The sequence below is a fragment of the Chromobacterium sp. IRSSSOUMB001 genome (assembly GCF_023507765.1).
GTDB lineage: Bacteria > Pseudomonadota > Gammaproteobacteria > Burkholderiales > Chromobacteriaceae > Chromobacterium > Chromobacterium haemolyticum.
This window is the reverse complement of sequence record NZ_JALCYU010000009.1, coordinates 107,722-131,619: the sequence shown is the minus strand read 5'-3', so window position 1 is coordinate 131,619 and position 23,898 is coordinate 107,722. Positions and strand designations below refer to the sequence as shown.

Here is a 23,898-nt window from a genome sequence, read left to right as displayed (position 1 = left end):
CGCTACTCCAATTTGGAGTTCAATAAAAACAGTTCCCTGTCCGTATTGATCCCCAATTTTTGGAAAGCCGCCTTTTTCTGGGTGCTGACCGTCTTGATGCTGCGTGAGAATTTCTCCGCAATCTGGCTGGTGCTCATGCCGTCCAGGCAACAGCGCACCACCTCTCGCTCCCGCGGCGACAGACGCGAATACGGATCCAACACCTTGCCCTCCTCCAGCTTGATGTCGCCCGACAGCAAAAGATTCATCTCGCTCATCATTTTGACGGTCAGATACACCCGTCCTGCATAAACGCTGTGAATCGCTCCCGCCAATGCGTCCACCGGCTGCGACTTGCTGAAAAAGCCGCGGGCGCCCGCGCGCAGCATCAGGTTGACCGTTCCCACCAAGTCCACCGACGACAGCACTAGGACCTTGCACTCCGGATAACGGACATTGATGGACTGAATCAGGTTCAGCCCGTCTACTTCATTGCTGCCCAAGGAAAAATCCATCAGCAGGACATCCGGCAACTGCTTGCGGAAAACCGCCAGCAACTGGGTGCTCTGCGCGAAACTTCCGACGATCTCGAACTCCTGGTATTGCTTGAGGCTGGCTTCCAACCCCACCCTGACCACGTCATGGTCATCCAGAATCATCAGCGATATTCTTTTTCTCATGCCGTTCTCATTTAAAATTGACCAATCCGCTTACCGTCGCTTCCAGCGAGAATGCATCCGCCCCCTTTCCCGCCCGGCCTCCCCGCCGCCGCGCCTAACTGTCCAGGCTTCTCTCATCGCACTCCACCGGCGCCCGCCGCGCCAGTTCGATATAGCGAGACGGCGCCATCGGACGGTACAGACCAAAGCCCTGGCCGGTCTCGCAGCCCATTTCCCGCAAAGCTTTGACGTGGCGAGCGCTCTCCACCCCTTCGGCGATCACCTGCAAATTCAACTCTTTGCCCAACAGAATGGAAGAGCGGACGATTTCGTAATGTCGCGAGCTCTCCAGCATCGAAGCGACGAACAATTGATCAAGTTTCAGCGAGGAGAAAGGCATGGCGGACAACATCTTCAACGATGAAATACCGATACCGTAGTCGTCGCAGGCAATATCGAAGCCGTTGGCGCGCAACTGATTCAACGCCACCATCAAATCGAGCCCGATTTCCGGCTCAATGTTTTCCGTCAGCTCGATCACCAGCAACGACCGGGCCAGCTTGGTCTTGTCCCAACGCATGGTGATCTCGCGCACAAGGTTGGGCGACGCCAGGGTGGCCGCCGACGCGTTGATGGAAATCGGCAAGCGCACGCCCTCCTCGTTCAATGCTTGCTGGGTGGCGATCACGCCGCTTAGCACATGGAAGAACAGCAGCAAATCCAGGCCCAACTTGCTTACCACAGGCAGAAACACCGATGGGCGGATATTCCCCCGCGTCGGATGCATGCAACGCGCCAGCGCCTCCGCGCCGACCACCGCCCCATCGCGCAGCCGCACCTGCGGCTGTAGATCGATCGAGATATTGCCTTTGGAGCACAGGGCTTCAATGACCTCCTGCTCGCTGAACGGCCGAGTTCCCAAACGCCCCGGCACGCCGTTGACCCGGGCGGCCTCGGCCATCGCCTCCCGCGCCAACTCGACCTGGCGCAGAAACTGCGAGCATTCGCCGTCATCCATGGCGGGATGCGTCACCCAGACATAGTTGAAACCGGCTTCGCGCGCCAGCCGGACATGCGACTCCTGCAGAAGTTTTCCCGCCGCGCTCTGCCACAGCAGCATCGGCGTGTCCGCCAACTCGCCGCGGCGCACGCCGGCATGCACTTTGGCGATCAGTTCGGCGCCGCCGCCGTCCGGCATTTGGATATCGCATACCAGCAAATCCACCGGCTCGCGCAGCAATTGTTGTTCCGCCTCGCGAATATGGCCGCAACGACGAATATTGTGGATGCCGGCCCGAAACAACATGCGCTGAAAACGGTCATTTTCCCGCGACGATCCGGACACCACCATAACATTAAGATTTTCCATGGATTTCCTACCGTTTGGAATACTGACAGCTTAATATCCGCCACGCTCGCCTTGATGCGCCATTATTTTTAAAATCCCAAAACGCATACTATTAACAAGCTTAATTATGGCTCTACCTTATCTAATTAACTCATGACAATGTGGCAGGCACATTGCCGGCAGCGTCCCACCAAGTCAATGAATCTCAAAGAATCATTCAAGGTTCCCCCCCACCGTCAAATCCTCACGCCATAATGGATTTAACATGGCCATGCAAGGTCCGCCCTTATAAAACAATTTGTTCCAGCCACGCCTCACCGCACGCATCACGACCGCGCATACATAGCCGTCGGGCCCACGTCGGCTATTCTCGTGAAGAACAAAACGAAATAATGCTGCTTTATTTAGGCTTTAAAACTCGATGATAAAAAAATAATGCACAATCAAATATAGGATTTATCTTAAAATCCAATTCGTTATGCATAATTGTTTTTTAAATACATTGTTAATATACAAATTAAAAAATATTTGAAAATATAAATAACAACGACAACATTATTGGCGGTGATCAATAGATAATAAGAAGATCATACGGCCTAAACCATCAGACATGGCGGTGCAGAGAATAGTGACGAGAAGGGAGAGTAAGATAAACAAAACCCCGAAAACCGCTGGGGCCAAGGCGCGCCGTCGTGGGCGGCACAGATCGAACGACAAGGAGAGTCAGGGCTTTGTCAGCGATTCCAAGAACCTGTTTACGATCTCGCAAGCTAGGACGAGACAAGGCGATAACGCCTCCCTGCTTCATGCGGAAACACGACAAAAGATCTCGCGCCGGTCACCCAACCGGCGCGGCAAGACACAAACGCGGGTGGCGATCAGCCCCGTTTGTTGAGACGCAGGGTCAGGGTCAGTTCGCCTTCGCCATCATTTTGCGACTGGATGTTCTTCAAGGTAATGCCGCTGGGCAGCAGCACGCTGATGCCGTGGCCGACGCCGTACTTGGACAAGGTTTTTTCCAACTGCCGCGCCATCCCCTTGGCCGGCAATTTAGCCTCCTCGTCCAGCGCGAAACCATAGGACTCCGCGGCGGAGCCCATGGCCTGATCCACCTGTTCGCGCGGGACGAACTTTTCGGCGGCGCTGGCCAGTTGCCTGGCCGACACGTCTTCCTCGCTGCTCACCAGGTTGAGGAACTCATCCTTGAAGCGCGCCTGTTGCAGCGGGTCTTCTATCTCCTCCGACAACTGCTCCACCACGCTGGCCATCATCTTGCTGCTGGACGCCTTGTCCGGCACCCGCATGGCTTTCAGGAAATCGTCCAGCCAGAACTTGGCCTCGCGGCTAAGCCGGTCCACCGCGTACACCGTGGGGCCATGCTCCAAAATCAACGCGCCCTTGTCGATCAAGCGCGGGTTGATGCCGGACGCATGGCTGATGTCGAATACGTCGCCGGACTCCACCACGGTGAGGAAATCATCGCGGATCTCGGATTTGAACACCCCTAGCGCGCGCAGCTCGCGGTCGCCGTCGTTGAGGCCGGAAAACAAGATCACCAGCAGGTCGCCGGCATTGATGTTGGGATGCTGCGAACGCGCGTACAGATGCTTGGCGATGCGCTGGGACACCGCCAGGAAGTCCAGCTCTCCGCGGAAAAACTGGCGGGTATAGTGGTAAATCTCGTTCAGATTAAGATCGGACTCGTGGAAAAACTGATGCTGGCGCTTGTCCGACACGATGTTCTTCAAATAGCCGCCCAACAACAAGGAGGACACTTCCTCGTCCACGGAGCTGGTCCGTTCGGACAAGCGCGCGCCCTCGCCGCGCGCGGCGTTGCCCACCCGGTGCACCACCAACCGCTCCACCCTGCATTCGCCAATCGCCAACATTTCCGCGCTCCCGCCTAAAATCGAATGCGCGATTATTGCCACTGCGCCCTGGCTTGGCAACCGCGAAAACAGCCTGCTATTCCGGCAAGGCCAGCGGATCGTCGGTCAGGGAGTCCGCCAGGAAGTCCATCAGCAGCCGGACCTTGGGCGACAGTTGGCGGTTGTGCGGCGTCAAGGCCCAGATACCCTCTTCCGGCTCGCGGTAATCGGCCAGCACCTCAATCAGCTCTCCGCTGCACAAAAAGCGGGCGACGTAGTAATCCGGCAATTGCGCCAGCCCCAAGCCCAAGCGCGCCGCGTGCGCCAAGGCGTGGCCGCTGTTGCAACGCAAGCTGCCCTTGATCCTCACCTGCCGCCTGCGGCCGCCTTCCAGCAGATGCCAGTGCTCGCCTCCCAAAGACAGGCAGTTGTGGCGCTCCAGGTCCGCCGGCTCCAGGGGCGTGCCGCAGCGCTCCAGATAGGCCGGCGCGGCGCAGACATGATGGCGGCGCGAGGCCAGCCGTCGCGCCATCAGCGTGGAATCGCTCAGATGGCCGATGCGGATCGCCAGATCGTAGCCGTCCTGCACCAGATCCAGCACTTGGTTGGACAGGTTCAGGCTGGCCTCCAGCTGCGGGTGGCGCTGTAGAAACCGAGTCAGCAGCGGCGCGATATGACTTTCGCCGTAAGCCAGCGGCGCGGTGAGTTTGAGCTTGCCCTGCGGCTGCGCCTGATGACGCGAAATCGCCTGCTCCGCCTCCGCCAGCGAATCCAACAGCTGCCGACAGTGGCGCAGATACAACGCTCCGATCTCGGTCAGCGCCTGATGGCGGGTGGTTCGATACAGCAATTTGGCGCCCAGCCGCTGCTCCAGCTGCGTGACCTGACGGCTGACCTGAGCGACGGAAATCCCCAACGCCTGCGCCGCCTTGGTGAAACTGCCCTGTTCCGCCACGCTGACGAATTCGCAAATGCCTTCCCAACCCAACATTATTCCACCTCGGAAAAAATCATTTACCAATTGCCACGATTATCTATTCAAACACGAGAAATACAATTGAAACTTTGCCGCCGACGGCCAAAAACCGCCGACGGCGTCGATCCAACACCAAGGAGGGCTCATGAGCCAGGACATCATCAAGTGCAAGGCCGCCGTGGCCTGGGCCGCCGGTCAGCCGCTGAGCATTGAAGAAGTGGAAGTGCAGCCGCCCCGCGCCGGCGAGGTGCGGGTGAAAATGGTGGCCACCGGCGTGTGCCACACTGACGCCTTCACCCTGTCCGGCGAAGACCCGGAAGGCGTGTTTCCCTGCATCCTGGGCCATGAAGGCGGCGGCATCGTAGAATCCGTCGGCCCTGGCGTCAGCAGCGTGGCGGTGGGCGACCACGTGATCCCGCTGTACACCCCGGAATGCCGCGAGTGCAAATTCTGTCTGTCCGGCAAGACCAATCTGTGCCAGAAGATCCGCGCCACCCAGGGCAAGGGCCTGATGCCGGACGGCAGCACCCGCTTCTCCAAGGACGGCAAGCCCATCTACCACTATATGGGCACCTCCACCTTCGCCGAATACACGGTGTTGCCGGAAATCTCGCTGGCCAAGGTCAACCCGGCCGCGCCGCTGGAAGAAGTGTGCCTGCTGGGCTGCGGTGTCACCACCGGCATGGGCGCGGTGATCAACACCGCCAAGGTCAAGGCCGGCGACAGCGTGGCCATCTTCGGCCTGGGCGGCATCGGCCTGTCCGCCATCATCGGCGCGCGCATGGCCGGCGCCGGCCGCATCATCGGCATCGACATCAATGAGAGCAAGTTCGAACTGGCGAAGAAGCTGGGCGCCAGCGATTGCGTCAACCCCAATGATTTCGACAAGCCCATCCAAGACGTGATCGTGGAGATGACCGACGGCGGCGTCGATTTTTCCTTCGAGTGCATAGGCAACGTCAAGGTGATGCGCGCGGCGCTGGAATGCTGCCACAAGGGCTGGGGCGAATCGGTGATCATCGGCGTGGCCGGGGCCGGGCAGGAAATCTCCACTCGCCCGTTCCAGCTGGTCACCGGCCGAGTATGGCGCGGCTCCGCTTTTGGCGGCGTGCGCGGCCGCAGCGAGTTGCCGGACTATGTGGAACGTTATCTGAAGGGCGAATTCCGCCTTGACGACTTCATCACCCACACCATGCCGCTGGAGCGCGTCAACGAAGCCTTCGACCTGATGCACGAGGGCAAGAGCATTCGTTCCGTGATCCACTACTGAGCCGGAGACGCTCGTGAACCTGGAAAACATCAGCGCCAACAAATCGTTTGGCGGCTGGCACCGGCAGTATCTGCACGATTCGGAGACGCTGGGCTGTCGGATGCGCTTCGCCGTCTACCTGCCGCCGCAAGCCGGGGCCAACCGGCGCGTGCCGGTACTGTACTGGCTGTCCGGCCTGACCTGCACCGATGAGAACTTCATGCAAAAAGCCGGCGCTCAACGCGTCGCCGCGGAACTGGGACTGGCCATCGTCGCGCCGGACACCAGCCCGCGCGGCGCGGAAGCGGCGGACGACGAAGCTTTCGACCTGGGCCAGGGCGCCGGCTTCTACCTGAACGCCACCCAGGCGCCGTGGAACCGTCATTACCGGATGTACGACTACGTCAGCCGGGAACTGCCGGCGCTGATCGAAGCCAACTTCCCCGTCACCGAGCAACGCGCCGTGGCCGGCCACTCGATGGGCGGTCACGGCGCGCTGATCTGCGCGCTGAAGCGGCCGCAGGACTATGTCTCGGCATCGGCGTTCAGCCCGATCTGCCATCCGGTCAACGCGCCTTGGGGCCAGAAGGCCTTCGCCGCCTACTTGGGCGAAGACCGCGCCGCCTGGGAGGCCTGGGATGCCAGCCTATTGCTCAAACACGCACAGCAGCAGCTACCACTGCGCGTGGACATTGGCCTAGCCGACAGCTTTCTGGACGTGCAATTGCAACCGGAGACGCTGGAACGGGCGGCGCGGGACTGCGGCTACCCGCTGGAGCTGCACCGCCACGCCGAGTACGACCACAGCTATTACTTCGTCGCCAGCCTGATTGAGGAACAGCTGCGTTTCCACGCGCGCCACCTTGGTCTATGAGACCGCGGAACGCAAAAAAGCCAGGCAGAGCCTGGCTTTTTTGTTGAATCTGGTGGAGGGAGAAGGATTCGAACCTTCGAAGGCAGAGCCGTCAGATTTACAGTCTGATCCCTTTGACCGCTCGGGAACCCCTCCAGAGAGATGCGCATGATATAGCTACTCGATCGCCGCGTCAATCGCCGACGCGCGGCCCCCCTCCGTCGACGCGCCCGTGCCAACCGCGGATTTGGCAAATCTGTGCGCGCGGACGCTCAAGCGCGCCAAGAAAGCACGCCGTGCCATTGGCATGATCTCGCCATCAGGGACTCGCCCTGACCTCTGGAGACAACAATGTCCAAGCTCCCACTCGCCGCGCTATGCCTGAGCCTGGCCGCCGCCTTGCTGGCGCAGCCGGCGCTGGCCGCGCCCAAGCTGCAAAAAACACCGCACCAGGCGCAAGCCCGGCCGAAACAAGCGCCGCCGCCGCGGCAATGGCAACAGCGTCCGCCAAGCGACGCTCAATCCCGCTACCAGTTGCCGGACGACCGCACCGTGATCGGCAAGCCCAAAAGCAAGCTGATCCGACGCGCCGCCGTCGCGCAATGCCCGGATGTCGGCGCCATGGCCGGCTACAGCGGCGCGGCCTTGGCCAACTACCTGGCCGGCCTGCCCGACTACACCTGCACCTACGGCCTGTTCTCGCTGGACAGCAAGCTGGCCGCCACGCTTTACAGCGCGGCCAACCTCAACGCCGTCGCCGGACGCTTCGCCCAAGAAGCCGCGGCGTACAACGCAGGCTCGATGACTCTGGTCAACCTCACCCTCTACCTGCGCGCCGGCTACTACCTGGCCAGCGGCGGCGCCTTGCCGGCGCTGGACCCCAATCTGCTCGCCGTGCTGCGCCCCGGCATCAAGCAACTGGCCGACGGCAACGCGCTGTTCTCCGCCAACGCCCAGGCCTCCACCACCGCCGGCGAGGTGATGAAGCTGATCACCAATATGGCGGACGAGGCCTATTACCTGCCCAGCATGCGCGCCATCGTGCAGCGCTACACCAATAGCGCCAGCCAGCCCAACGCCGCCCAGGCCCTGCGCGAAACCACCGCCAACCAGGGCTTCACCGGCGCGCTGACCGTGTTCTTCTACGCCCACGGCCGCGCCAACGCCGCGCCGCTGCTGCAGAACGACGGCAGCTATTCGGCGGCGCTGACCCGCTTCGCCCTGGCCAACAAGAGCAGCCTGCTCGGCACCGAGAGCGCCTTCCAGCTGGGCGACGCCACCCGCGAAGGGCTGCGCTTCATGCAATACCCAGCGCTGAAGCCGGCGATCAAGCCGCAGGCCCAGGCCATACTGTCCGGCAGCAGCATGAGCGGCAACGACAACGAGCTGTGGCTGGCCGCCGCCGAAGCGGTCAAGTATTACGACGCCGCCAACTGCGCCGACTACGGCACCTGCAATTTCGAAACCCGGCTCGCCGACGCCATCCTGGTCAACCGCTACACCTGCAGCGCCAGCATCCGCATCCGCGCCCAGGAAATGAGCGCCGAACAGCTGCAGTCTTCCTGCGCGCTGCTGCAAAAAGAGGAATCTTACTTCCACCAGATGCTGCAGACCCGCAAACAGCCGGTAGCCAACGATAACAATACCTCGCTGGAAGTAGTGGTGTTCGATGATTACAACAACTACGCCAAGTACGCCTCCATCATCTACGGCATCAGCACCGACAACGGCGGCATGTATCTGGAAGGCGACCCGGCCGCGGCCGGCAACCAGGCGCGCTTCATCGCTCACGAAGCCTCCTGGCTGCGCCCAACCTTCAAGGTCTGGAACCTGGAACACGAATACATCCACTACCTGGACGGCCGCTTCGACATGTATGGCGATTTCAGCGCCAGCACCCGCCTGCCCACGGTATGGTGGATAGAAGGGCTGGCCGAATACCTGTCGCTGGGCAACGGCAACCAGCCGGCCATTGACGCCGCCCGCAGCGGCACTTACACGCTGAGTCAGATCTTCGGCAACACCTACGACATGACGGACTACGTCACCCGCGCCTACCGCTGGGGCTATATGGCCACCCGCTTCATGATGGAGCGCCACCGCGGCGATGTGGACGGCTTCCTCACCCGCTTCCGCAGCGGCGATTACAACGGCTATCGCAACCAGATCCAGCAGATAGGCGCCCGTTACGACGCGGAATTCGCCAGTTGGGCGCAAAGCGCCACCACCGCAGGCCAACCGCCGATGCCGTCGGACACCGGCCTGCCGCCGTGCAAGGAAGCCTCTCCCAGCTACCTGGGCAAGAACTGCTCAATCAGCGGCCTCTCAGCCTCCGCTTCCGGCGCGGCCTACGCCACCATCATGCTGCCGGCCGGCGCGCGCAACCTCAAACTGTGGACCAGCGGCGGCAGCGGGGACGTCGATCTCTACATAGCGCTGGATCGCTACCCCACCCCCGGCAATTACGACTACGCATCCGCCGGGTCAGGCAACGAGGAAAGAGTGGCCATCGCCGCCCCGCAGACCGGACGCTGGTACTACCTGACGCTGCAAGCGCGGCAACCGTTCGCCAATGTCAGCGTCAGCGCCAGCTACGATTAGCAAGCGGTTAAAAGCCTCGCGCTAGCAACGTCAACCCAAGCCGCCGCGGCCGGTCCGCGGCGGACTTGCAAAACGGGTTGAATTAATGCACTTTGTTTTCAAAAAATGATTAATGAATGACATGAAGATTAGATAGCCCGGTCCGCCGTCGGCGGCCGGCTGTTTCTTTGGAGCGCAACACACCGTAAACCGCTTATAAGGCCTCCCGCCATGCCCATGCCGCCGCAACGCCCCTACATCGTCAGCGACCTGAACGCCATGCAGGCGATGGCCGTCTTGTTCGATCAGTTGCCCGATGTGGTGTTCGCGGTCAAAGATCTGGACAGCCGCTACCTGGCCTTGAGCGAGGGTTGCGTGGGACGTTGCGCGCTGCGCAACAAATGGCAGGCGGAAGGATTGACCGCGCACGAGTTGTTTCCCAACGCCATGGCCAACCGCTACCGCAGCCAGGATCTGCAGGTCTTCTTGGAGCGCCGGCCGGTGCGCAACCGGCTGGACCTCACCGTCTACCATGATCGTGCGCCCGGCTGGTGTCTGACCAACAAACAATCGCTGCACGATCCTGACGGACGCTTGATCGGACTGGTCTGCATTTCCAAGGACCTGACCGAGCTCACCCGCGAGAAGCTGCTGGACGAACGCTTCGCCGCCTGCGTCGACCATATCCAGACCCATTACGACCGACCCTTGCACCTGGAGGAATTGTGCGATCTGTCCGGTCTCAGCGTCGGCCAGATGGACCGGCGCATGAAGCGGGTGTTTCAGGCCAGCGTAGGCGAGTTCATCCGCCTCACACGAATGGAAGCCGCCTGTCACGCCATCCAGCACAGCGGCCGGCCGCTGGCCGACATCGCCGCAAGCTGCGGCTTTTCCGATCAAAGCGCGCTAACCCGGCTGTGCCGGCAGATGTTCGGCCTCAGCCCGCGCCAATTGCGCCTGCGGACACCGCCCGGCGGTCCTCATCTTGCGGTGCCCGGTACAATCCGGGCCGCCGGTCATCAAGCACATGATTGCGCTGACTGATGAACTTGTCCCGGCTGGCCGCCAGGTCCAGCTCCGCCAGCAATAACTGGTCCGACTTCAACCCCGTCTCGGCCAGCGCCTGCGGATAGCCGTTAGCGTCGACGATCAGCGAAGCGCCGCTCCAGTCCACGCCACGCTCGCGGCCATGGCGGTCGCACACCGCGATCGGCAAGCGGTTGAACGCCGCATTGGCCTGAGCCTTGAAACGCTCGGCCTGGCGCTCTCCCGGCGGGTGCGGCAACACAGGCCAATTGACCGGCGCGCACAGCAGTTCGGCGCCGGCCAGGGCCGGCAAGCGCACCCACTCCGGTATTTCCAGGTCATAGCAGATCATCAGGGCCAGCCGGCCAAAGCGGGTATCCAGCACCGGCGGCGGCTGGTCGCCCAAATCGAAGATCAGCTTTTCGGCATCCCACAGATGAGCCTTGCGGTAGCAAGCCTGTTCGCCATCCGGCCCCAGCAGCACCGCGCTGTTGTACACCCCTCCGCCCGCGCCGGCTTCGCAAAAACCCGCCGCCACCACCATGCCCAACCGCCGCGCTAGCGCCGCCCAGGCTGACACGCTGCGGCCATCAACCGCCTCGGCCAAGCCCTGCGCCTCCTCGCGGCTGGCGAATACATAGCCGGTATTGGCCAGTTCCGGCAAGACCGCCACTTGCGCGCCTAGCGCCGCCGCCGACTCCAGCGCCCGCTCGGCGCGCGCCAGATTGCCATCGACATCGCCAAATACCGGTGCCACCTGGCAACAGGCTACTTTGATCTTGTTCATCTCACCGCTCCCATGCCGCTTGGGCCGCCTCTTGGCGGCTCAACACCCAATAAGCGCAGCCGGACACCAGCAGCCCCACCACCCATGACAAATCCACACCGCCCAAAGCCCTCGCCGCCGGCCCGGCATAGGCCCCCAGCACCACAAAGGGCAACATGGCCAGCAGACCGCCAAGATAGGACAACAGACCAGGGCGCGACCATTGCCCATAAACGCCGTCGGCTAGACAGATGTCGCGGATCGCATAGCGCCCGCGTCGCACCCAATAGAAATCCACCAGATTGACCGCGCTCCAGGGTACCAGCAGATAAAGCATCAACGACACAAAGACATTGAAGCTGGCCAGGTAATCCTCCGACAAGCCCAGCGCCGACAACCACACCACCACGGCGGAAACCGTTATTCCGCTCACGCGGAAAATCAGCCCACGCGGCACAGGCCGCATCGCGTCCAATGCGCTAAGCCCGGTCAGCATGGCGCCGTAGAAGTTCACCGCCATGATGCCCACCAAGGCTGGCGCGGCAATCAGCACGGCTAAAGCGCCAACACCCGGAGCCAGCGCCTCGCCCAATTGTCGCAGGCCCTGGATGGCGTCCGGCTGCCCCAGTTCCCCCGCCAGCACCGCGCCCAACGACATCAGCCACAAAGCCGAGCCGGCTGCGCCCAGCCAAGTCCAAGCGATCAGCCGCGCGGCCGGCGTCTCCTCCGGCAAATAACGCGAATAATCCGACACGTACACCGAGTAGCTGAGCTGATAGCCCGCCGCCGCCGACATCTGCGCCAGCCAGGCCGGCCAGGCGAAAACGCCCATCGCCACGCCGCCGCCGGCGGCCAGCCTGACGCACAAGGCAATGCTCAGCGCACTGAATATCAGAATCAGCAGGCAGGTCAGCCAGCGCTGCACCACATGCAGCAGATCGTGACCTACGATGGACACAATGCCCGCCGCGGCGATCAAGACCGCATAGCTCGCCGGCCGCGGCGCTTCAAACACCACGGCGATGGCATCGGTTGCCAGGATCACGTCGAACACATTAAAACCGATATAAACAAAGAACGCCGCCATGAACGGCAGTATGGCGCCGCGGCGGCCAAACTGGGCACGCGACTGAATCATCTGCGGCAAACCCAGGCGTGGCCCCTGATTGGCGTGGCAGGCCATCAACATGGTGCCCAAACCAACGCCCAGCGCAATGGCAAGAATCGACCAACCGACGCCCAGGCCCAGCAGTGGCCCGGCGAAGCCGACCATCATGGTGGTCAGCACGAAATTGCCGGCAAACCAGAACGGCGCCTGCTGCCAGGCTTTGCCGCGCCGCTCCTCCGCCGGGACATAATCGATGGAGCGCGTTTCCAACCAGCGCTGCGCGCGCCTTTCCCGCTTGTGATCTTGTTGCATGGTCTCCTCCTGTGTTCCCCGGTCCGGCCGGGGTGAGGAGCCAGTCTAGATGGCCGCGCAGCGGCAACCCATACCTAATGCCCAATGTTCATATTGATGCGGATGAATGCGAGCCTCCGGCCCGCCAGGCCGGCACCGTCGCCAGGCTCAGCCAGGCCCCGCGCAGAATACGCTCACAAGCCGCGAACGGCGCCTTGCCGCCGTCCATCATCCCGTACATGCCCTCGAACAAGCGCACCAGGAACTCGGCGGCGATGCCCACCTCGATGTCCCGCGGCAGCTCTTCCAGGGCGATGGCGCGTCTCAACTGGCGGCGCACATAATGCATGGTGGCGCGGTCCATCAGCTCGCGGCGGCGCAGGATGCCCCGGTTTTCCTCATTGCGCTCGCACTTGTGATATAGAAACTCCGTCACCCGCTGCGCCGGGCCGGGCTCGTGGAACTGGCGCAGATAATACATGCCCACCGCCACCAGGGTTTCGCCCGCCGACGCCTGCTCCGCCGGGAAACGCAGCGCGTCCAGTTCGAACACGCGGTCCACCATGGCCCGGCACACTTCCATCTTGTTGTCGTAATGACCGTAGACCGCGCCGCGCGACACGCCGGCCGCGTCGGCGATCTGCGCCATGGTGGCATTGGCGACGCCTTGCAGCAGAAACACCCGCTCCGCTCCGTCCAGGATGGCATCCCGGGTCTTTTGCGATTCTTCCTTGGTTTTCCTGGCCATATCCGCCTCTGAACTTTTCCCCAGATGCTACCTCAAAGAATTAATTAATCAACCGTGATTGATTAATTGAATGGACAACACCCGGCCCGCCCAGGCAAGGCGCGCCGCCCTGTCGTCCCTCGATCTTTTGAAACTCTCCTTAGGCACTACCATGTCACACACAACAACAAACCACCGCGACCTGGACACGTTGCCGGTGTCCAAACTGTTCTGGCAATACACCATTCCCTCCCTCGCCGGCATGCTGGCCACCGGCCTTTACGTGGTCATCGACGGCATCTTCGTCGGCCACTTCGTCGGCAGCCACGGCTTGGCGGCCATCGCGCTGGCCTATCCGCTGGTGATGATGCAAGTGGGCCTGGGCGCCATGCTGAGCATGGGCGCGGCCACCCGCATCGCCATCTTGCAAGGCGGCGGCGACTACGAACGCGCGCGCGCCACCCTAGTGGCGGCGCTGGCGCTGCTGGCCCTCATCAGCCTGGCCATCCCGCTGCTGGGCCTCACGTATCTGGACACCCTGCTGCAATGGCTGCAAGCCGACAAGCAGCCTATCGTGATGGCGGAAGCGCGCAACTATCTGCAATGGATGCTGGGCGGCGCGCTGTTCACCATGGGCCAAATGGTGGCCACCTATCTGCTTCGCAACGACGGCCGCCCGCGGCTGGCCACGCTGTTGATGGTGATAGGCTCGCTGCTCAACGTGGTCTTTAACTACCTGTTCGTCGGCGTGCTCAAACTGGGCCTGGCCGGCTCGGCCCAGGCCACCTTGCTGTCCGAATCCGTCGTGATGCTGGCCGGCCTAGGCTATTTTTTCACCCGCCACGCGCGGCTGCGCCTGCGGCTGGCGAACTGGCGGCTGGATTGGCGCTGTTGCGGCCCCGTCCTGGCCCTGGGCCTGTCCAGCCTGTTGATGGAGTTCAACCTGGCCTTGCTGATGTTCGCCCACAACTTCCAGCTGCTGCGCTGGGGCACGGATCTCAGCGTGGCGGCCTACGCCACCGCCGGCTACAGCGAAGCGCTGTTCACCCTAGTGGTGCACGGGCTGGCGGTGGGCCTTCAGCCCTTGCTCAGCCACTCCACCGGCGCCGGCCGCCCGGAACGCACCCGCGAAGCGCTGCGCTACGGATTGCGCGTCACCATGCTGCTGGGTCTGACGGCGTTGGCGGCGGTGCAGCTCTTCCCCACGCTGATCGTGCGGATGTACAACAGCGAAGACCTGGCGTTGATCGCCGCCGGCAGCCACGCGTTGCGCCTGCACTTGCTGGCCATGCCTTTCGACGGTCTGGTGATCATCGGCATCATCGCCCTGCAAGCGATGGCGCTGACGCGGGCGGCCTTGCTGCTGACCATAGGCAAAACCATACTGCTGCTGCCCGCCTTGTGGTTGTTGCCGCTGTGGCTAAAGCTGGACGGCGTCTGGCTGGCGATGCCGCTGGTCAACCTGCTGCTGGGCACGGCGGCCGCGCTGGCCTTGTGGGGGGCCTTCCAGCGCCTGAAACGTCAAGAGGACCTGGCAACCGCAGCCTGATCGCCACCGTTCTCAACCAATGGCCGGACTTCCGGCCATTTTTTTTAGGCATTGGCGAACCGGTTCCAATTGCCATTGTCTATTCCCTTCCCGCGCAAGCGCCGCGCCTCCTTGCTCTCGCGCCCCGGCCGGCTCCCGGCCGCCCTCGCGCCCCGTTTTGCTTTGGGGTCGCGGGAACGCGGGCCGATTCGTATAGTGATAGCACCCGTCTGTTGGCGCCCGCGCCGCGGCTTGACTCCAACCCGTCAATAACAAGGAAAACAATGTCTCTGAAAACCATTCCCCACTGGACCGTCGCCGCCCCGCTTGTCGCCTGGGCCGCAATCGTGGCCGCGCCCACCTTTGCCGCCTCCTCGCTGTTCATCGCCCTGCTGGCGGTGCTACTGGCCGGCACCGTCTTCGCCGCCGTCCACCACGCTGAAGTGGTGGCGCACAAGGTGGGCGAGCCTTACGGCACGTTGATCCTGGCGCTGGCGGTCACAGTGATCGAAGTCGCCCTGATTGTCTCCTTCATGCTGGCCGGTGGAGAAAGCAAGCTGGCGCTGGCGCGCGACACCATCTTTTCCGCCATCATGATCACCTGCAACGGCATCGTCGGCATCTGCCTGCTGCTGGGCGGCCTGCGCCATCGCGAACAGAACTTCCAGCTCAGCGGCGCCAAGGTGGCGCTGACGGTGCTGGCCGCCATTTCGGTGCTGGCGCTGGTCTTGCCCAACTACGGCACCAGCGAGCCCGGCCCGCTGCTGTCCTCCTCGCAACTGGCGTTCACCGGCGTGGTGTCCCTGGTGCTGTACGGCGCCTTCGTCTTTGTGCAAACCATACGCCACCGCGACTACTTCTTGCTGGAAGGCAGCCATAGCGAGGACGAACACGCGCCGCCGCCGTCCGTCAAAGTCACGATGATCAGCCTGGCCCTGCTGCTGGTTTGCCTGGTGGGCGTGGTCAGCCTGGCCAAGCTGCTGTCGCCGTCTATCGAAGGCTTCGTGGAAGCGGCCGGCGCGCCTGCCGCCGTGGTGGGCATCATCATCGCCGCGCTGGTGCTGCTGCCGGAAGGCCTGGCCGCCGCCAACGCCGCGCGCGCGGACCGGGTGCAGACCAGCCTCAACCTGGCGCTGGGTTCGGCACTGGCCTCCATCGGCCTGACCATCCCCACCGTGGCGCTGATCTTCGTGGTGATGGGCGAACCGCTGATCCTGGGCCTGGAAAACAAGGAAACCATCTTCCTGGTGCTGACCCTGCTGGTCAGTTCGATGTCGCTGGCCGTGGGCCGCACCACCATTTTGCAGGGCATCGTCCACCTGGTGATCTTCGCGTCCTTCGTGTTCTTCGCCATCAGCCCCTGAGCGCCTGCTCTACGCAAAAAAACCGCCAACCGTTGCCGGCTGGCGGTTTTTCATTGGCGGACCTGGTTCTCAGAACCGGTTCATGATCTCGCGAGCTAAGGCGAGACAAGGCGAAAACGGCTGAGAAAGCGGAGTGTACACACGGTACATGAGTATTTCGAAGCCGGCACTCATCGCACAATGTCTCTACCGACACGCAACAGATCGTAAACAGGTTCTCAGGCCCGCATCGCTTCCAGCACCTTGGCGCTGTCCACAATCTGCACGAACTTGACGATCTTGCCGTCCCGGAGCGTGTAGATGTGGGCGAAAGAGGCGACAAAGCCTTTGCCGGTGGCGCGGTAGACGCCATGGTAGAAGCCTTGGGCGATCACGTGTTCGCCTGCGTCGTAAAAGCTGTCCACCGCCGCGCGGTAGCCTTCCCACTCGCGGCCCAGCCGCTCGTGCACGTTCTTGACGATGGACTCCGCGCCCACATAGGTGCCGGCGTAGGGGAAGCCGGCGGCTTCTGTCCACTCCGCGTCCGGCGCCAATGCGGCCAAGAGATTGCGGCCGTTGGCCTCGGAATCGCCTTCGTAAGTGGCGCGGACGATGTCCACATTGCTCAGGTGGCCCTGGCCCGGGGTGTGATTAGCGTTCATGTTGTTCCATCCAAAAATCGGTTTGCTCATGCCCTTCCTTCATTGCGGCAACACACAGCTGTCCGGGCCGCAGGCCAACACCTGCGTCGCAGCCGGGGCCGCGCTGGACGCGGCCTGGCTCAGGCGGGCGCGCCAGGCGTCCGGCCGGCCCAGGTAAGCGCCCAGGTCCAGCACCGTCAAGCTGCCGTTTTCCTCCAACGCCAACGTGGGAAAACCCTGGCCGCCCGCTTGGGCCAACAACCGGCGGCTTTCTTGGAAGTGGGCGTCGGTGGCCGCGCCCTCCAAACGATGGTAAGCCGCGGCGAAAGCGTCCGCGTCCAGGCCGATGTCGGCGGCCAGCTCGGCCAGCACCGGAAATTCCGCGATGCGGCGGCCTTCCACGAAGTGGGCGCGCTGGATGCGATGCAATAGTTCCAAGCCGCTGCCGGCCGTTTCCTCCGCCGCCAGAACCGCGGTGGTGGGCGGCGCGGAATCCATCACCGCGCCGTGATCCTTGAGCAGGCCGTCGAAATAAGCTTCGCCGAAAGGCTGGCCGGAGACTTCCGCGATGCGGCGGTCGTGCGGCAATACGAATTGGCGCCACTCCGGGCTGACCTGGCGACGATTGGCGCCCACCATCATGCCGCCGCCGTGCAGCGCCACCGTCAAGCCCGGCACGCCGCGCGCGGCTTCCAGCAAGGGCGCGGCGCCGTAGCACCAGCCGCAGAGCGGATCAAAAATAGTGTGCAAAATAATGCCGGACATGGCGGTTTCCTTTCTTGCGCCGCCCGCGGCGCGGGCGGCCATACATTCAAATCATCAAGCGTAGAAAGCACGAAGGGCGGCAAACCAGTCCTGAGACACGGCGCGCCGACGCAGACAGCACATCGAGTACGGCATGTCGGCGTCGCGCAATCTCAGGACTTTCCTCGGCTGCCCTCAGAGCCTTATTGCGGCCACTTCATCTCGCCCTTAAGCACCTTGGCGCTCAGCTCCAGATCCGCCACGCCTTCCAGCTTCGGATAGCGCTGCTTCATCGCCGTCACTAGCTCGGCCGAGTTCTTGGCCTTGGGCAGTTCCGCTTCCAGCGTTTTCAGGTAGTCGCTGGTGAACTTCACCGAAGCCAGGGTGTGCGGAGCATTGTTCAGGAAATGGCCCGGCACAACGACCTTGGGCTTCAACGCCTGCAGGTTCTTCAGCGACTTCTGCCAATCCGCGCGGTCTTTCGGAGTTTGGGTGTCAGCGGTCCAGACATGCATATTGCCGTAGGTCAGCACGCCGCCCATTGCGGTCTTGATCGACGGCGCCCAGATATAGGTGCGGTCCGGAGTCGGGCCTTTCAGACCCATTACCTGCAGTTTCTGGCCGTCCACTTTCAGGGTGTCGCCCTGGATGGGCTCCGGCACGATCACGGTCTTGGGCGCGTTGTCCTTCAGGATCGGGCCCCAGTAAGCCATCTTGCCGTCCTTGGTGGCCTTGATCGACTCGATGGTGGACGCGGTGGCCAGCACCTTGACGTCCGGGAAGGCGGCCTTGATCACGTCCAGGCCGAAGTAGAAGTCCGGGTCCGGATGGGAGATAAACACCGTGGTCAGCTTCTTGCCGCTGGCCTTGACCTTGGCCACCAGGGCCTCGGCGTCGTTGCGCTGGAACTGAGCGTCGATCAGCACAGCCTCGCTCTTGCCGGTGACCAGTTCCGAGGACACCGGGAACAGGCTCTTGGCGCCGGGGTTGTAGACATCGACTTTCAAAGCGTCGGCTTGGGCGAAGGCGGCGGACATCAACAGGGCGCCTGCTACAAAGCTGCCGGAAATGCGGTGTTGGATCATGATGGTTTCCATTTGGTGAATTTGAGATCGGTCGGCTTGGTAGCAAGCCTGATGTGAATCATAGATTGCTATTTTCGAATCAAAAACCGGATAATAAGCAATGGTTAGTTGCATAAATCGAGCGAATCATGGATAGGATCACCGCCGCGCAAGTGTTTGTGACCATTACCGAACGCGGCAGCCTGGTGGCCGCGGCGGAGACTCTGGACATGTCGCGGGCGATGATCACCCGCTATCTGGCGGAGATGGAGGAATGGGCCGGCACTCGGCTCCTGCACCGCACCACGCGGCGGCTGAGCCTGACCCCGGCCGGCGAGGAGACGCTGGCGCGTTGCCGGCAGATGTTGGAAATCGCCGGTCAGATGCCGGCGGCCAACAGCGCGGACCCAGGCCAGCCGCAAGGGCTGCTGCGCATCAGTTGCGCGCAGTCGCTGGCGCAGGACGCACTGGCGGCGGCGGTGACCGAGTTTCTGCGCCGCTTTCCGCAAACCGCCATTGATTTGCAGATCAGCAACCGCGCGGTCAATCTGGTGGAAGAAAGAATTGATCTGGCCATCCGCATCACCAACGCGCTGGACCCCAGTCTGATCGCCCGGCCGCTGGCCAGTTGCGCGTCGGTGATCTGCGCCTCTCCCGCCTACCTGGCCGCCCACGGCGCGCCCAAACGGCTGGAGGATTTGTCTCTGCACAACTGTCTGACTTACTCGTACTTTGGCAAGAGTCTGTGGCGTTTTCAGCGTCACGGAGAGCAGTTGGCGGTGCCGGTCAGCGGCAATCTGAGCGCCAATGAGTCCATGGTGTTGTTGTCCGCCACAGCGGCCGGCGCGGGTATCGCCTTGCAGCCCTTGTATTCCGCCGCGCCGCTAATCGCCAGCGGTCAGTTGGTGGCTTTGTTGCCGGAGTATCAGCCGCAGGAGTTGGGCATTTACGGTATTTACGCTTCGCGCCGGCAGATGCCGGCGACTTTGCGGGCGATGCTGGATTTTCTGGTGGAGCGGTTCGCCAGCGATCCGGCTTGGCAGGCGCGCACGGCCGGCGGCTGAGCTTGCTCGCGGGACAACGGGTCAGCCGTTAAACTGGTTTCGGCATTCCATTGACATGCAGACGAGAGGGTGCCTCCATTCAACCGTTCAGCGCGGCGGGCAGATACTGTCACCCAAAGGTGCGCCAGTGCTGGCTTGCAGAGCGATTGGACAAAGCTTGTCTTTTTTTCTCACGAATGAGAGTGACAATGCCAGTGGCGTTGATCGTCCAGTTTGCTAGGTAGCACTCTGATGCGTATGATTTTATTATTTGTTAAGTGCTTTGTAACACATAGGAGAACGCCATGAGCGAGTCGACTTTTACTTTCCGTGTCGATGAGTCTCTGAAGCAGGAGTTTGCCAAGGTGGCCAAATTGCAGGATCGCACGGGCGCCCAGCTACTCCGTGACTTTATGCGCGAAGTGGTGCGAAAGAATGAGGAGGCCGCTGAGTATGATCAGTGGTTCCGTAGCCAGGTCCAACAGGGGCTGGACCAAGCGAATGCGGGTGAACTGCTTCCTGGCGATCAGGTAGAGGCGCATTTTGCTGCCAAGAGGGCGGAGTTGCGCCGGAGAATGGCTGAACGATGAAGCTGGCTTGGACGCCTGATGCGGTGGCGGATCGCGAAGCCATTTTTGAATACATTGCAGCAGATAACCCAGCAGCGGCTCTTGCTCTTGATGAGCTTTTTGAGCAGCAGGCCTCCCGGCTGCTTCTGCATCCTGAGTTGGGCCGGGCAGGACGTGTTGCCGGCACTAGAGAGTGGGTTCTTCATCGCAACTATGTCTGCGTTTACGATTTAGTAACTGATCAACTCCGGGTGCTTCGGATTTTACATGTTGCCCGACAACGGCCTTAATCAAACCCGGCGATTCCGTTTAGCATTGCGCCAAATCGAGCTTATCGATGGCAATTCTCGCGTAGGCGTTGAGCACTGCGGTAGTCGCGCATCATTGCCACTTCTTCGTCGTTGATGCGTTCGTTAAAAGTGGAGAGGATATTTGGCCAAACAACTATCCTTTCCCTGCCTTATTCCCTCGCGACGCTGCGCTTGCCTCGCTCGGTCAGCGCGGAAAGCGGCACCTAAATCATCATCCGCGCAGCGGATTCAAAACTGACCACCCCACCTTGACCCCAACCGCCCCCTCGGCAACAATCCCCCCGTTGCCGCCAAAACAAGCGGCACACGGGATTGGCGTCCCGTAAGTTGACAGAGGGCTCACACTTCCCGGTGCGAGTCTGGTTTTACCATGGGCGTGCGACTTGGCAGGCTCGTGGTGGGAGAGTGCCCTGCACTCAACCGGATCTGTCAACTCGGTTACGCCAATCCTGCCACGCGCCTGCCTAATACCTCAGCCTCCCCGGCAGGTGGTTTATCTTGTGTCACAGCAGGAGAAACACCATGCATCACGCTCAAAACTTCCCCCGTCGTCGCCGCTACAAACTGCACTCGCTGGAACAGCAGGAAGCCTTGCTCCCCTTCGTCCGCCTCTGCCCCGGCCGCACCTATCGGCATTACTGGCAAATGCCCACGCCCCGTAAGGATTACCCCGCCGACAGCGCCTACGGCCGCGAATGCGCGGCCCATTTGCTGCAATGGATGAAGGACAACCGTGAATATGTCGGCAAGGGCCTGCTCAGCCGCGTAGCCCGCGACATCGATTTTGACGACCGCGATGGTCGCGGCCAGTGGATGGGTTTCTTCAACTATCTGGAAATCATGATGCTGTTGGGCGCGGATCGGGTCCGGGTCTATCGCCATGTTGATAGCCAACATCAGCTCTATCTGGCGCTGGGACAACGGCTCAGCCTGGAAGCGCGTTTCCGTCGCATCCGCCTGAGAAACCGCTGACCTAAGCTGGTGGGTATCGCTACGCTCCACCCACCCTACGGCGGATGGTTTGTCGGGGTAGTTGTAGGGTGGGTGGAGCCGCAGGCGATACCCACCCCCACCGAAAACCAACGCTCAAGGCGCAGCCAGGTAATCCTGTAAGCAAGCCTGCAAATGCTCGCGCAGCGCCGCCACCGCCGGCGACAACATCAGACGATGCGGGACCACCAGACACAGCGGCGCGGCTTCGGTCTGCCAGTCTTCCAGCAAAGGCAGCAGACGGCCGGCGCGCAAGTCGTCCAGCGCGTCCAGCCGCGATTTATAGGCAATCCCCAAACCCTCCAGCGCCCAGCGCCGCACCACTTCGCCGTCGTCGCTCTGTCTGCGGCCGTCCACCGTCACCAGCTCCCGCTGTTGGCCCTGGCTGAAACTCCAACGCTCGTGCAGCGCAGCGCCCAGCACCAACCGCAGGCATTGATGGCGGCGCAGCTCCTGCGGCGACTGCGGCCGGCCGTGGCGCGCCAAATAGTCCGGCGACGCGCACAACACCCGGCGGTTGTCCGGCGCCAGCGGCAGGGCCACCAGGCTGGAGTCTTCCGGCACGCCGTAGCGCAGGGCCACGTCCACCGGCTGCCGGTACAAATCCGCCACCCTGTCGCTGATCCGCAATTGCAGACGCAGGCCGGCGTGCCGCTCAAGGAAGGCGTCCAACCAGCCGCGCAGCCGGCTGCGCCCCAGGTCCGACGGCATGGACAGCGACAGCTCCCCGCTCAGCGCCTGCCGCTGCAAGGCCAGCGCCTGGCCGCCGGCTTCCACCGCCTCCAGCGCCGCGCGCGCATGGGCCAGATAGCGCTCTCCGGCCAGCGTCAGCCGCAGGCTGCGGGTGGAACGCGCCAGCAATTGCGCGCCCACGGTTTTTTCCAGCCGCTTCAGCGCCGCGCTGGCCACCGCCGGGCTCAGGTCCAGCTGGCGTGCGGCGGCGGACAGGCTGCCATTGTCCGCAGCGCGGACGAATACCTGCAAATCTTCGAAACGGACCATGATTGTCAAAATTTCTTTGAAACTGAATCGAATTTTAGCCGGCTTTTCGCCCGTAAAAACAGGAATAACATCCACTCCATCAACACTGGGCCCTATCGGCCCCCGCACTATGGAGAATACGAATATGAAAGCCGTCGCTTATTACCAGAACCTGCCGATCGAGCATCCGGAATCGCTGCGGGACGTGCAGTTGCCCGAGCCCGTCATCGGTGAGCATGATCTGCTGGTGGAGGTTAAGGCCATCTCGGTCAATCCGGTGGACACCAAGGTCCGCGCCGGCGCGGCGCCGGAGGCTGGCCAAGCCAAGGTGCTGGGCTGGGATGCCGCCGGCGTGGTGCGCTCGGTGGGCGGCAAGGTCAGCCTGTTCCAACCCGGCGACAAGGTATGGTACGCCGGCGCGCTGCACCGTCCCGGCGCCAACAGCGAGCTGCACGCGGTGGACGAACGCATCGTCGGTCGCATGCCCCACAGCCTGGACTTCGAGCAGGCCGCCGCCTTGCCGCTGACCGCCATCACCGCCTGGGAGCTGTTGTTCGACCGGCTGCAAGTGCTGGACAACCGCGCGCCCAGCGGCCGGAGTTTGCTGGTGGTGGGCGCGGCCGGCGGCGTCGGCTCCATCCTGGTTCAGTTGGCTCGCCAGTTGACCGGTCTGACCGTGATCGGTACCGCCTCGCGGCCGGAAACCCAGGCTTGGGTCAAAGAGCTGGGCGCTCACCATGTGATCGACCACCGTCTCCCGCTGAGCGAGGAGCTCAAGCGCATCGGTTATGCCCAGGTGGATTACGTGGCCAGCCTGAATCAAACCGACGCCCACTTCAAGGAGATCGCCGCCGCCATCGCGCCGCAAGGCAAGCTGGCGCTGATTGACGACCCGGCGGCGCTGGACGTGCGCGAGCTGAAGCGCAAGAGCGTGTCGCTGCATTGGGAGTTCATGTACACCCGCTCGCTGTTTGGCACCGACGACCAGATTCAACAACATCTGCTCTTGAACCGGCTGGCCGAGCTGGTGGACGCCGGCCTGATCCGCAGCACAGTGGCCGAGCGCTTCGGCCGCATCGACGCCGCCAACCTGAAGCGCGCCCACGCCTTGCTGGAGAGCAACCGGGCCAAGGGCAAGATCGTGCTCTCGGGTTTCTAAGCGTCTGTTCATAATCTGCTGCGCTTCGTGAGGCGTGACACGGTGAGTGCCGCTTTGAAATGCTCATGTACCACTTGTGCATTCCGCTTTCTCAG

General features: G+C 62.3%; 22 protein-coding genes and 1 tRNA gene. 11 read left to right on the top strand and 12 right to left on the bottom strand.

Going from position 1 to position 23,898, the window contains the following annotated elements; all coding sequences use genetic code 11:
* Nucleotides 1-2: 2 nt before the first annotated feature.
* The 4 genes from MOV80_RS13770 to MOV80_RS13755 form a co-directional block, all read right to left on the bottom strand.
* The gene (locus MOV80_RS13770; RefSeq protein ID WP_081950253.1) at nt 3-659 is read right to left on the bottom strand and encodes a response regulator transcription factor; all 657 of its coding nucleotides are present in this window, start codon (nt 657-659) and stop codon (nt 3-5) included.
* A gap of 94 nt (nt 660-753) precedes the next feature.
* Entirely contained in the window at nt 754-2,007 is a 1,254-nt protein-coding gene (locus tag MOV80_RS13765) for an EAL domain-containing response regulator (protein ID WP_107731466.1), read from the bottom strand.
* Between the two features lie 857 nt (nt 2,008-2,864).
* Nucleotides 2,865-3,875 (bottom strand): nucleoid-associated protein, encoded by a 1,011-nt coding sequence (locus tag MOV80_RS13760; protein WP_232060432.1) that lies wholly within the window; start codon nt 3,873-3,875, stop codon nt 2,865-2,867.
* Nucleotides 3,876-3,951: 76 nt separating this feature from the next.
* Nucleotides 3,952-4,845 (bottom strand): LysR substrate-binding domain-containing protein, encoded by an 894-nt coding sequence (locus MOV80_RS13755; RefSeq protein ID WP_019103150.1) that lies wholly within the window; start codon nt 4,843-4,845, stop codon nt 3,952-3,954.
* Between the two features lie 142 nt (nt 4,846-4,987).
* Here MOV80_RS13755 and MOV80_RS13750 point away from each other — a divergent pair, with 142 nt between their 5' ends.
* Both MOV80_RS13750 and fghA read left to right on the top strand, forming a co-directional pair.
* The gene (locus MOV80_RS13750; RefSeq protein ID WP_345919927.1) at nt 4,988-6,100 is read left to right on the top strand and encodes an S-(hydroxymethyl)glutathione dehydrogenase/class III alcohol dehydrogenase; all 1,113 of its coding nucleotides are present in this window, start codon (nt 4,988-4,990) and stop codon (nt 6,098-6,100) included.
* Between the two features lie 19 nt (nt 6,101-6,119).
* Nucleotides 6,120-6,953 (top strand): S-formylglutathione hydrolase, encoded by an 834-nt coding sequence (fghA, locus tag MOV80_RS13745; RefSeq protein WP_176218463.1) that lies wholly within the window; start codon nt 6,120-6,122, stop codon nt 6,951-6,953.
* 50 nt (nt 6,954-7,003) lie between these two features.
* On the opposite strand, the gene MOV80_RS13740 is transcribed toward fghA, so the two are convergent.
* A tRNA-Tyr gene (locus tag MOV80_RS13740) sits at nt 7,004-7,088 on the bottom strand.
* Nucleotides 7,089-7,283: 195 nt separating this feature from the next.
* Here MOV80_RS13740 and MOV80_RS13735 point away from each other — a divergent pair.
* Nucleotides 7,284-9,533 carry a M9 family metallopeptidase gene (locus MOV80_RS13735; protein WP_249605221.1) on the top strand — a complete coding sequence of 750 codons (2,250 nt, stop codon included), beginning with the start codon at nt 7,284-7,286 and terminating at the stop codon, nt 9,531-9,533.
* 210 nt (nt 9,534-9,743) lie between these two features.
* Entirely contained in the window at nt 9,744-10,556 is an 813-nt protein-coding gene (locus MOV80_RS13730; protein ID WP_232060433.1) for an AraC family transcriptional regulator, read from the top strand.
* On the opposite strand, the gene MOV80_RS13725 is transcribed toward MOV80_RS13730, so the two are convergent.
* The 3 genes from MOV80_RS13725 to MOV80_RS13715 form a co-directional block, all read right to left on the bottom strand.
* Nucleotides 10,450-11,325 (bottom strand): nitrilase-related carbon-nitrogen hydrolase, encoded by an 876-nt coding sequence (locus tag MOV80_RS13725; RefSeq protein ID WP_118268384.1) that lies wholly within the window; start codon nt 11,323-11,325, stop codon nt 10,450-10,452. The genes MOV80_RS13730 and MOV80_RS13725 overlap by 107 nt on opposite strands.
* Nucleotide 11,326: 1 nt before the next feature.
* The gene (locus MOV80_RS13720; protein WP_052051890.1) at nt 11,327-12,724 is read right to left on the bottom strand and encodes a cytosine permease; all 1,398 of its coding nucleotides are present in this window, start codon (nt 12,722-12,724) and stop codon (nt 11,327-11,329) included.
* Nucleotides 12,725-12,812: 88 nt separating this feature from the next.
* Nucleotides 12,813-13,451, bottom strand: coding sequence for a TetR family transcriptional regulator (locus MOV80_RS13715; protein WP_052051889.1), 639 nt, complete (start codon nt 13,449-13,451; stop codon nt 12,813-12,815).
* A 151-nt stretch (nt 13,452-13,602) separates the two neighbouring features.
* On the opposite strand from MOV80_RS13715, the gene MOV80_RS13710 reads away from it, so the two are divergent.
* Both MOV80_RS13710 and MOV80_RS13705 read left to right on the top strand, forming a co-directional pair.
* On the top strand, nt 13,603-14,979 hold the full coding sequence (locus MOV80_RS13710; protein WP_161524356.1) for an MATE family efflux transporter: 1,377 nt from the start codon (nt 13,603-13,605) through the stop codon (nt 14,977-14,979).
* Nucleotides 14,980-15,242: 263 nt separating this feature from the next.
* The gene (locus MOV80_RS13705) at nt 15,243-16,322 is read left to right on the top strand and encodes an ionic transporter y4hA (RefSeq protein ID WP_019103142.1); all 1,080 of its coding nucleotides are present in this window, start codon (nt 15,243-15,245) and stop codon (nt 16,320-16,322) included.
* A gap of 218 nt (nt 16,323-16,540) precedes the next feature.
* Here the strand turns inward: MOV80_RS13705 and MOV80_RS13700 are convergent, their stop codons facing one another.
* From MOV80_RS13700 to MOV80_RS13690, 3 genes are all read right to left on the bottom strand, one after another.
* Nucleotides 16,541-16,963 carry a nuclear transport factor 2 family protein gene (locus tag MOV80_RS13700; RefSeq protein WP_052051917.1) on the bottom strand — a complete coding sequence of 141 codons (423 nt, stop codon included), beginning with the start codon at nt 16,961-16,963 and terminating at the stop codon, nt 16,541-16,543.
* A gap of 39 nt (nt 16,964-17,002) precedes the next feature.
* Nucleotides 17,003-17,707, bottom strand: coding sequence for a DsbA family protein (locus MOV80_RS13695; protein WP_107733028.1), 705 nt, complete (start codon nt 17,705-17,707; stop codon nt 17,003-17,005).
* Nucleotides 17,708-17,889: 182 nt separating this feature from the next.
* The gene (locus tag MOV80_RS13690) at nt 17,890-18,771 is read right to left on the bottom strand and encodes an MBL fold metallo-hydrolase (protein WP_043589989.1); all 882 of its coding nucleotides are present in this window, start codon (nt 18,769-18,771) and stop codon (nt 17,890-17,892) included.
* A 128-nt stretch (nt 18,772-18,899) separates the two neighbouring features.
* On the opposite strand from MOV80_RS13690, the gene MOV80_RS13685 reads away from it, so the two are divergent.
* The 4 genes from MOV80_RS13685 (at nt 18,900) to MOV80_RS13670 (ending at nt 21,645) form a co-directional block, all read left to right on the top strand.
* The gene (locus tag MOV80_RS13685) at nt 18,900-19,814 is read left to right on the top strand and encodes a LysR family transcriptional regulator (protein WP_043589705.1); all 915 of its coding nucleotides are present in this window, start codon (nt 18,900-18,902) and stop codon (nt 19,812-19,814) included.
* A gap of 284 nt (nt 19,815-20,098) precedes the next feature.
* The gene (locus MOV80_RS13680; RefSeq protein WP_019102024.1) at nt 20,099-20,383 is read left to right on the top strand and encodes a hypothetical protein; all 285 of its coding nucleotides are present in this window, start codon (nt 20,099-20,101) and stop codon (nt 20,381-20,383) included.
* The gene (locus MOV80_RS13675; protein WP_200122986.1) at nt 20,380-20,652 is read left to right on the top strand and encodes a type II toxin-antitoxin system RelE/ParE family toxin; all 273 of its coding nucleotides are present in this window, start codon (nt 20,380-20,382) and stop codon (nt 20,650-20,652) included. The genes MOV80_RS13680 and MOV80_RS13675 overlap by 4 nt, the downstream gene beginning before the upstream one ends.
* A 543-nt stretch (nt 20,653-21,195) precedes the next feature.
* Nucleotides 21,196-21,645 (top strand): hypothetical protein, encoded by a 450-nt coding sequence (locus tag MOV80_RS13670; RefSeq protein ID WP_118268387.1) that lies wholly within the window; start codon nt 21,196-21,198, stop codon nt 21,643-21,645.
* A gap of 114 nt (nt 21,646-21,759) precedes the next feature.
* Here the strand turns inward: MOV80_RS13670 and MOV80_RS13665 are convergent, their stop codons facing one another.
* Nucleotides 21,760-22,665, bottom strand: coding sequence for a LysR family transcriptional regulator (locus MOV80_RS13665; protein ID WP_019102520.1), 906 nt, complete (start codon nt 22,663-22,665; stop codon nt 21,760-21,762).
* A gap of 124 nt (nt 22,666-22,789) precedes the next feature.
* Here MOV80_RS13665 and MOV80_RS13660 point away from each other — a divergent pair, with 124 nt between their 5' ends.
* Nucleotides 22,790-23,803 (top strand): zinc-binding alcohol dehydrogenase family protein, encoded by a 1,014-nt coding sequence (locus MOV80_RS13660; protein ID WP_249605220.1) that lies wholly within the window; start codon nt 22,790-22,792, stop codon nt 23,801-23,803.
* The last annotated feature ends 95 nt before the right edge of the window (nt 23,804-23,898 follow it).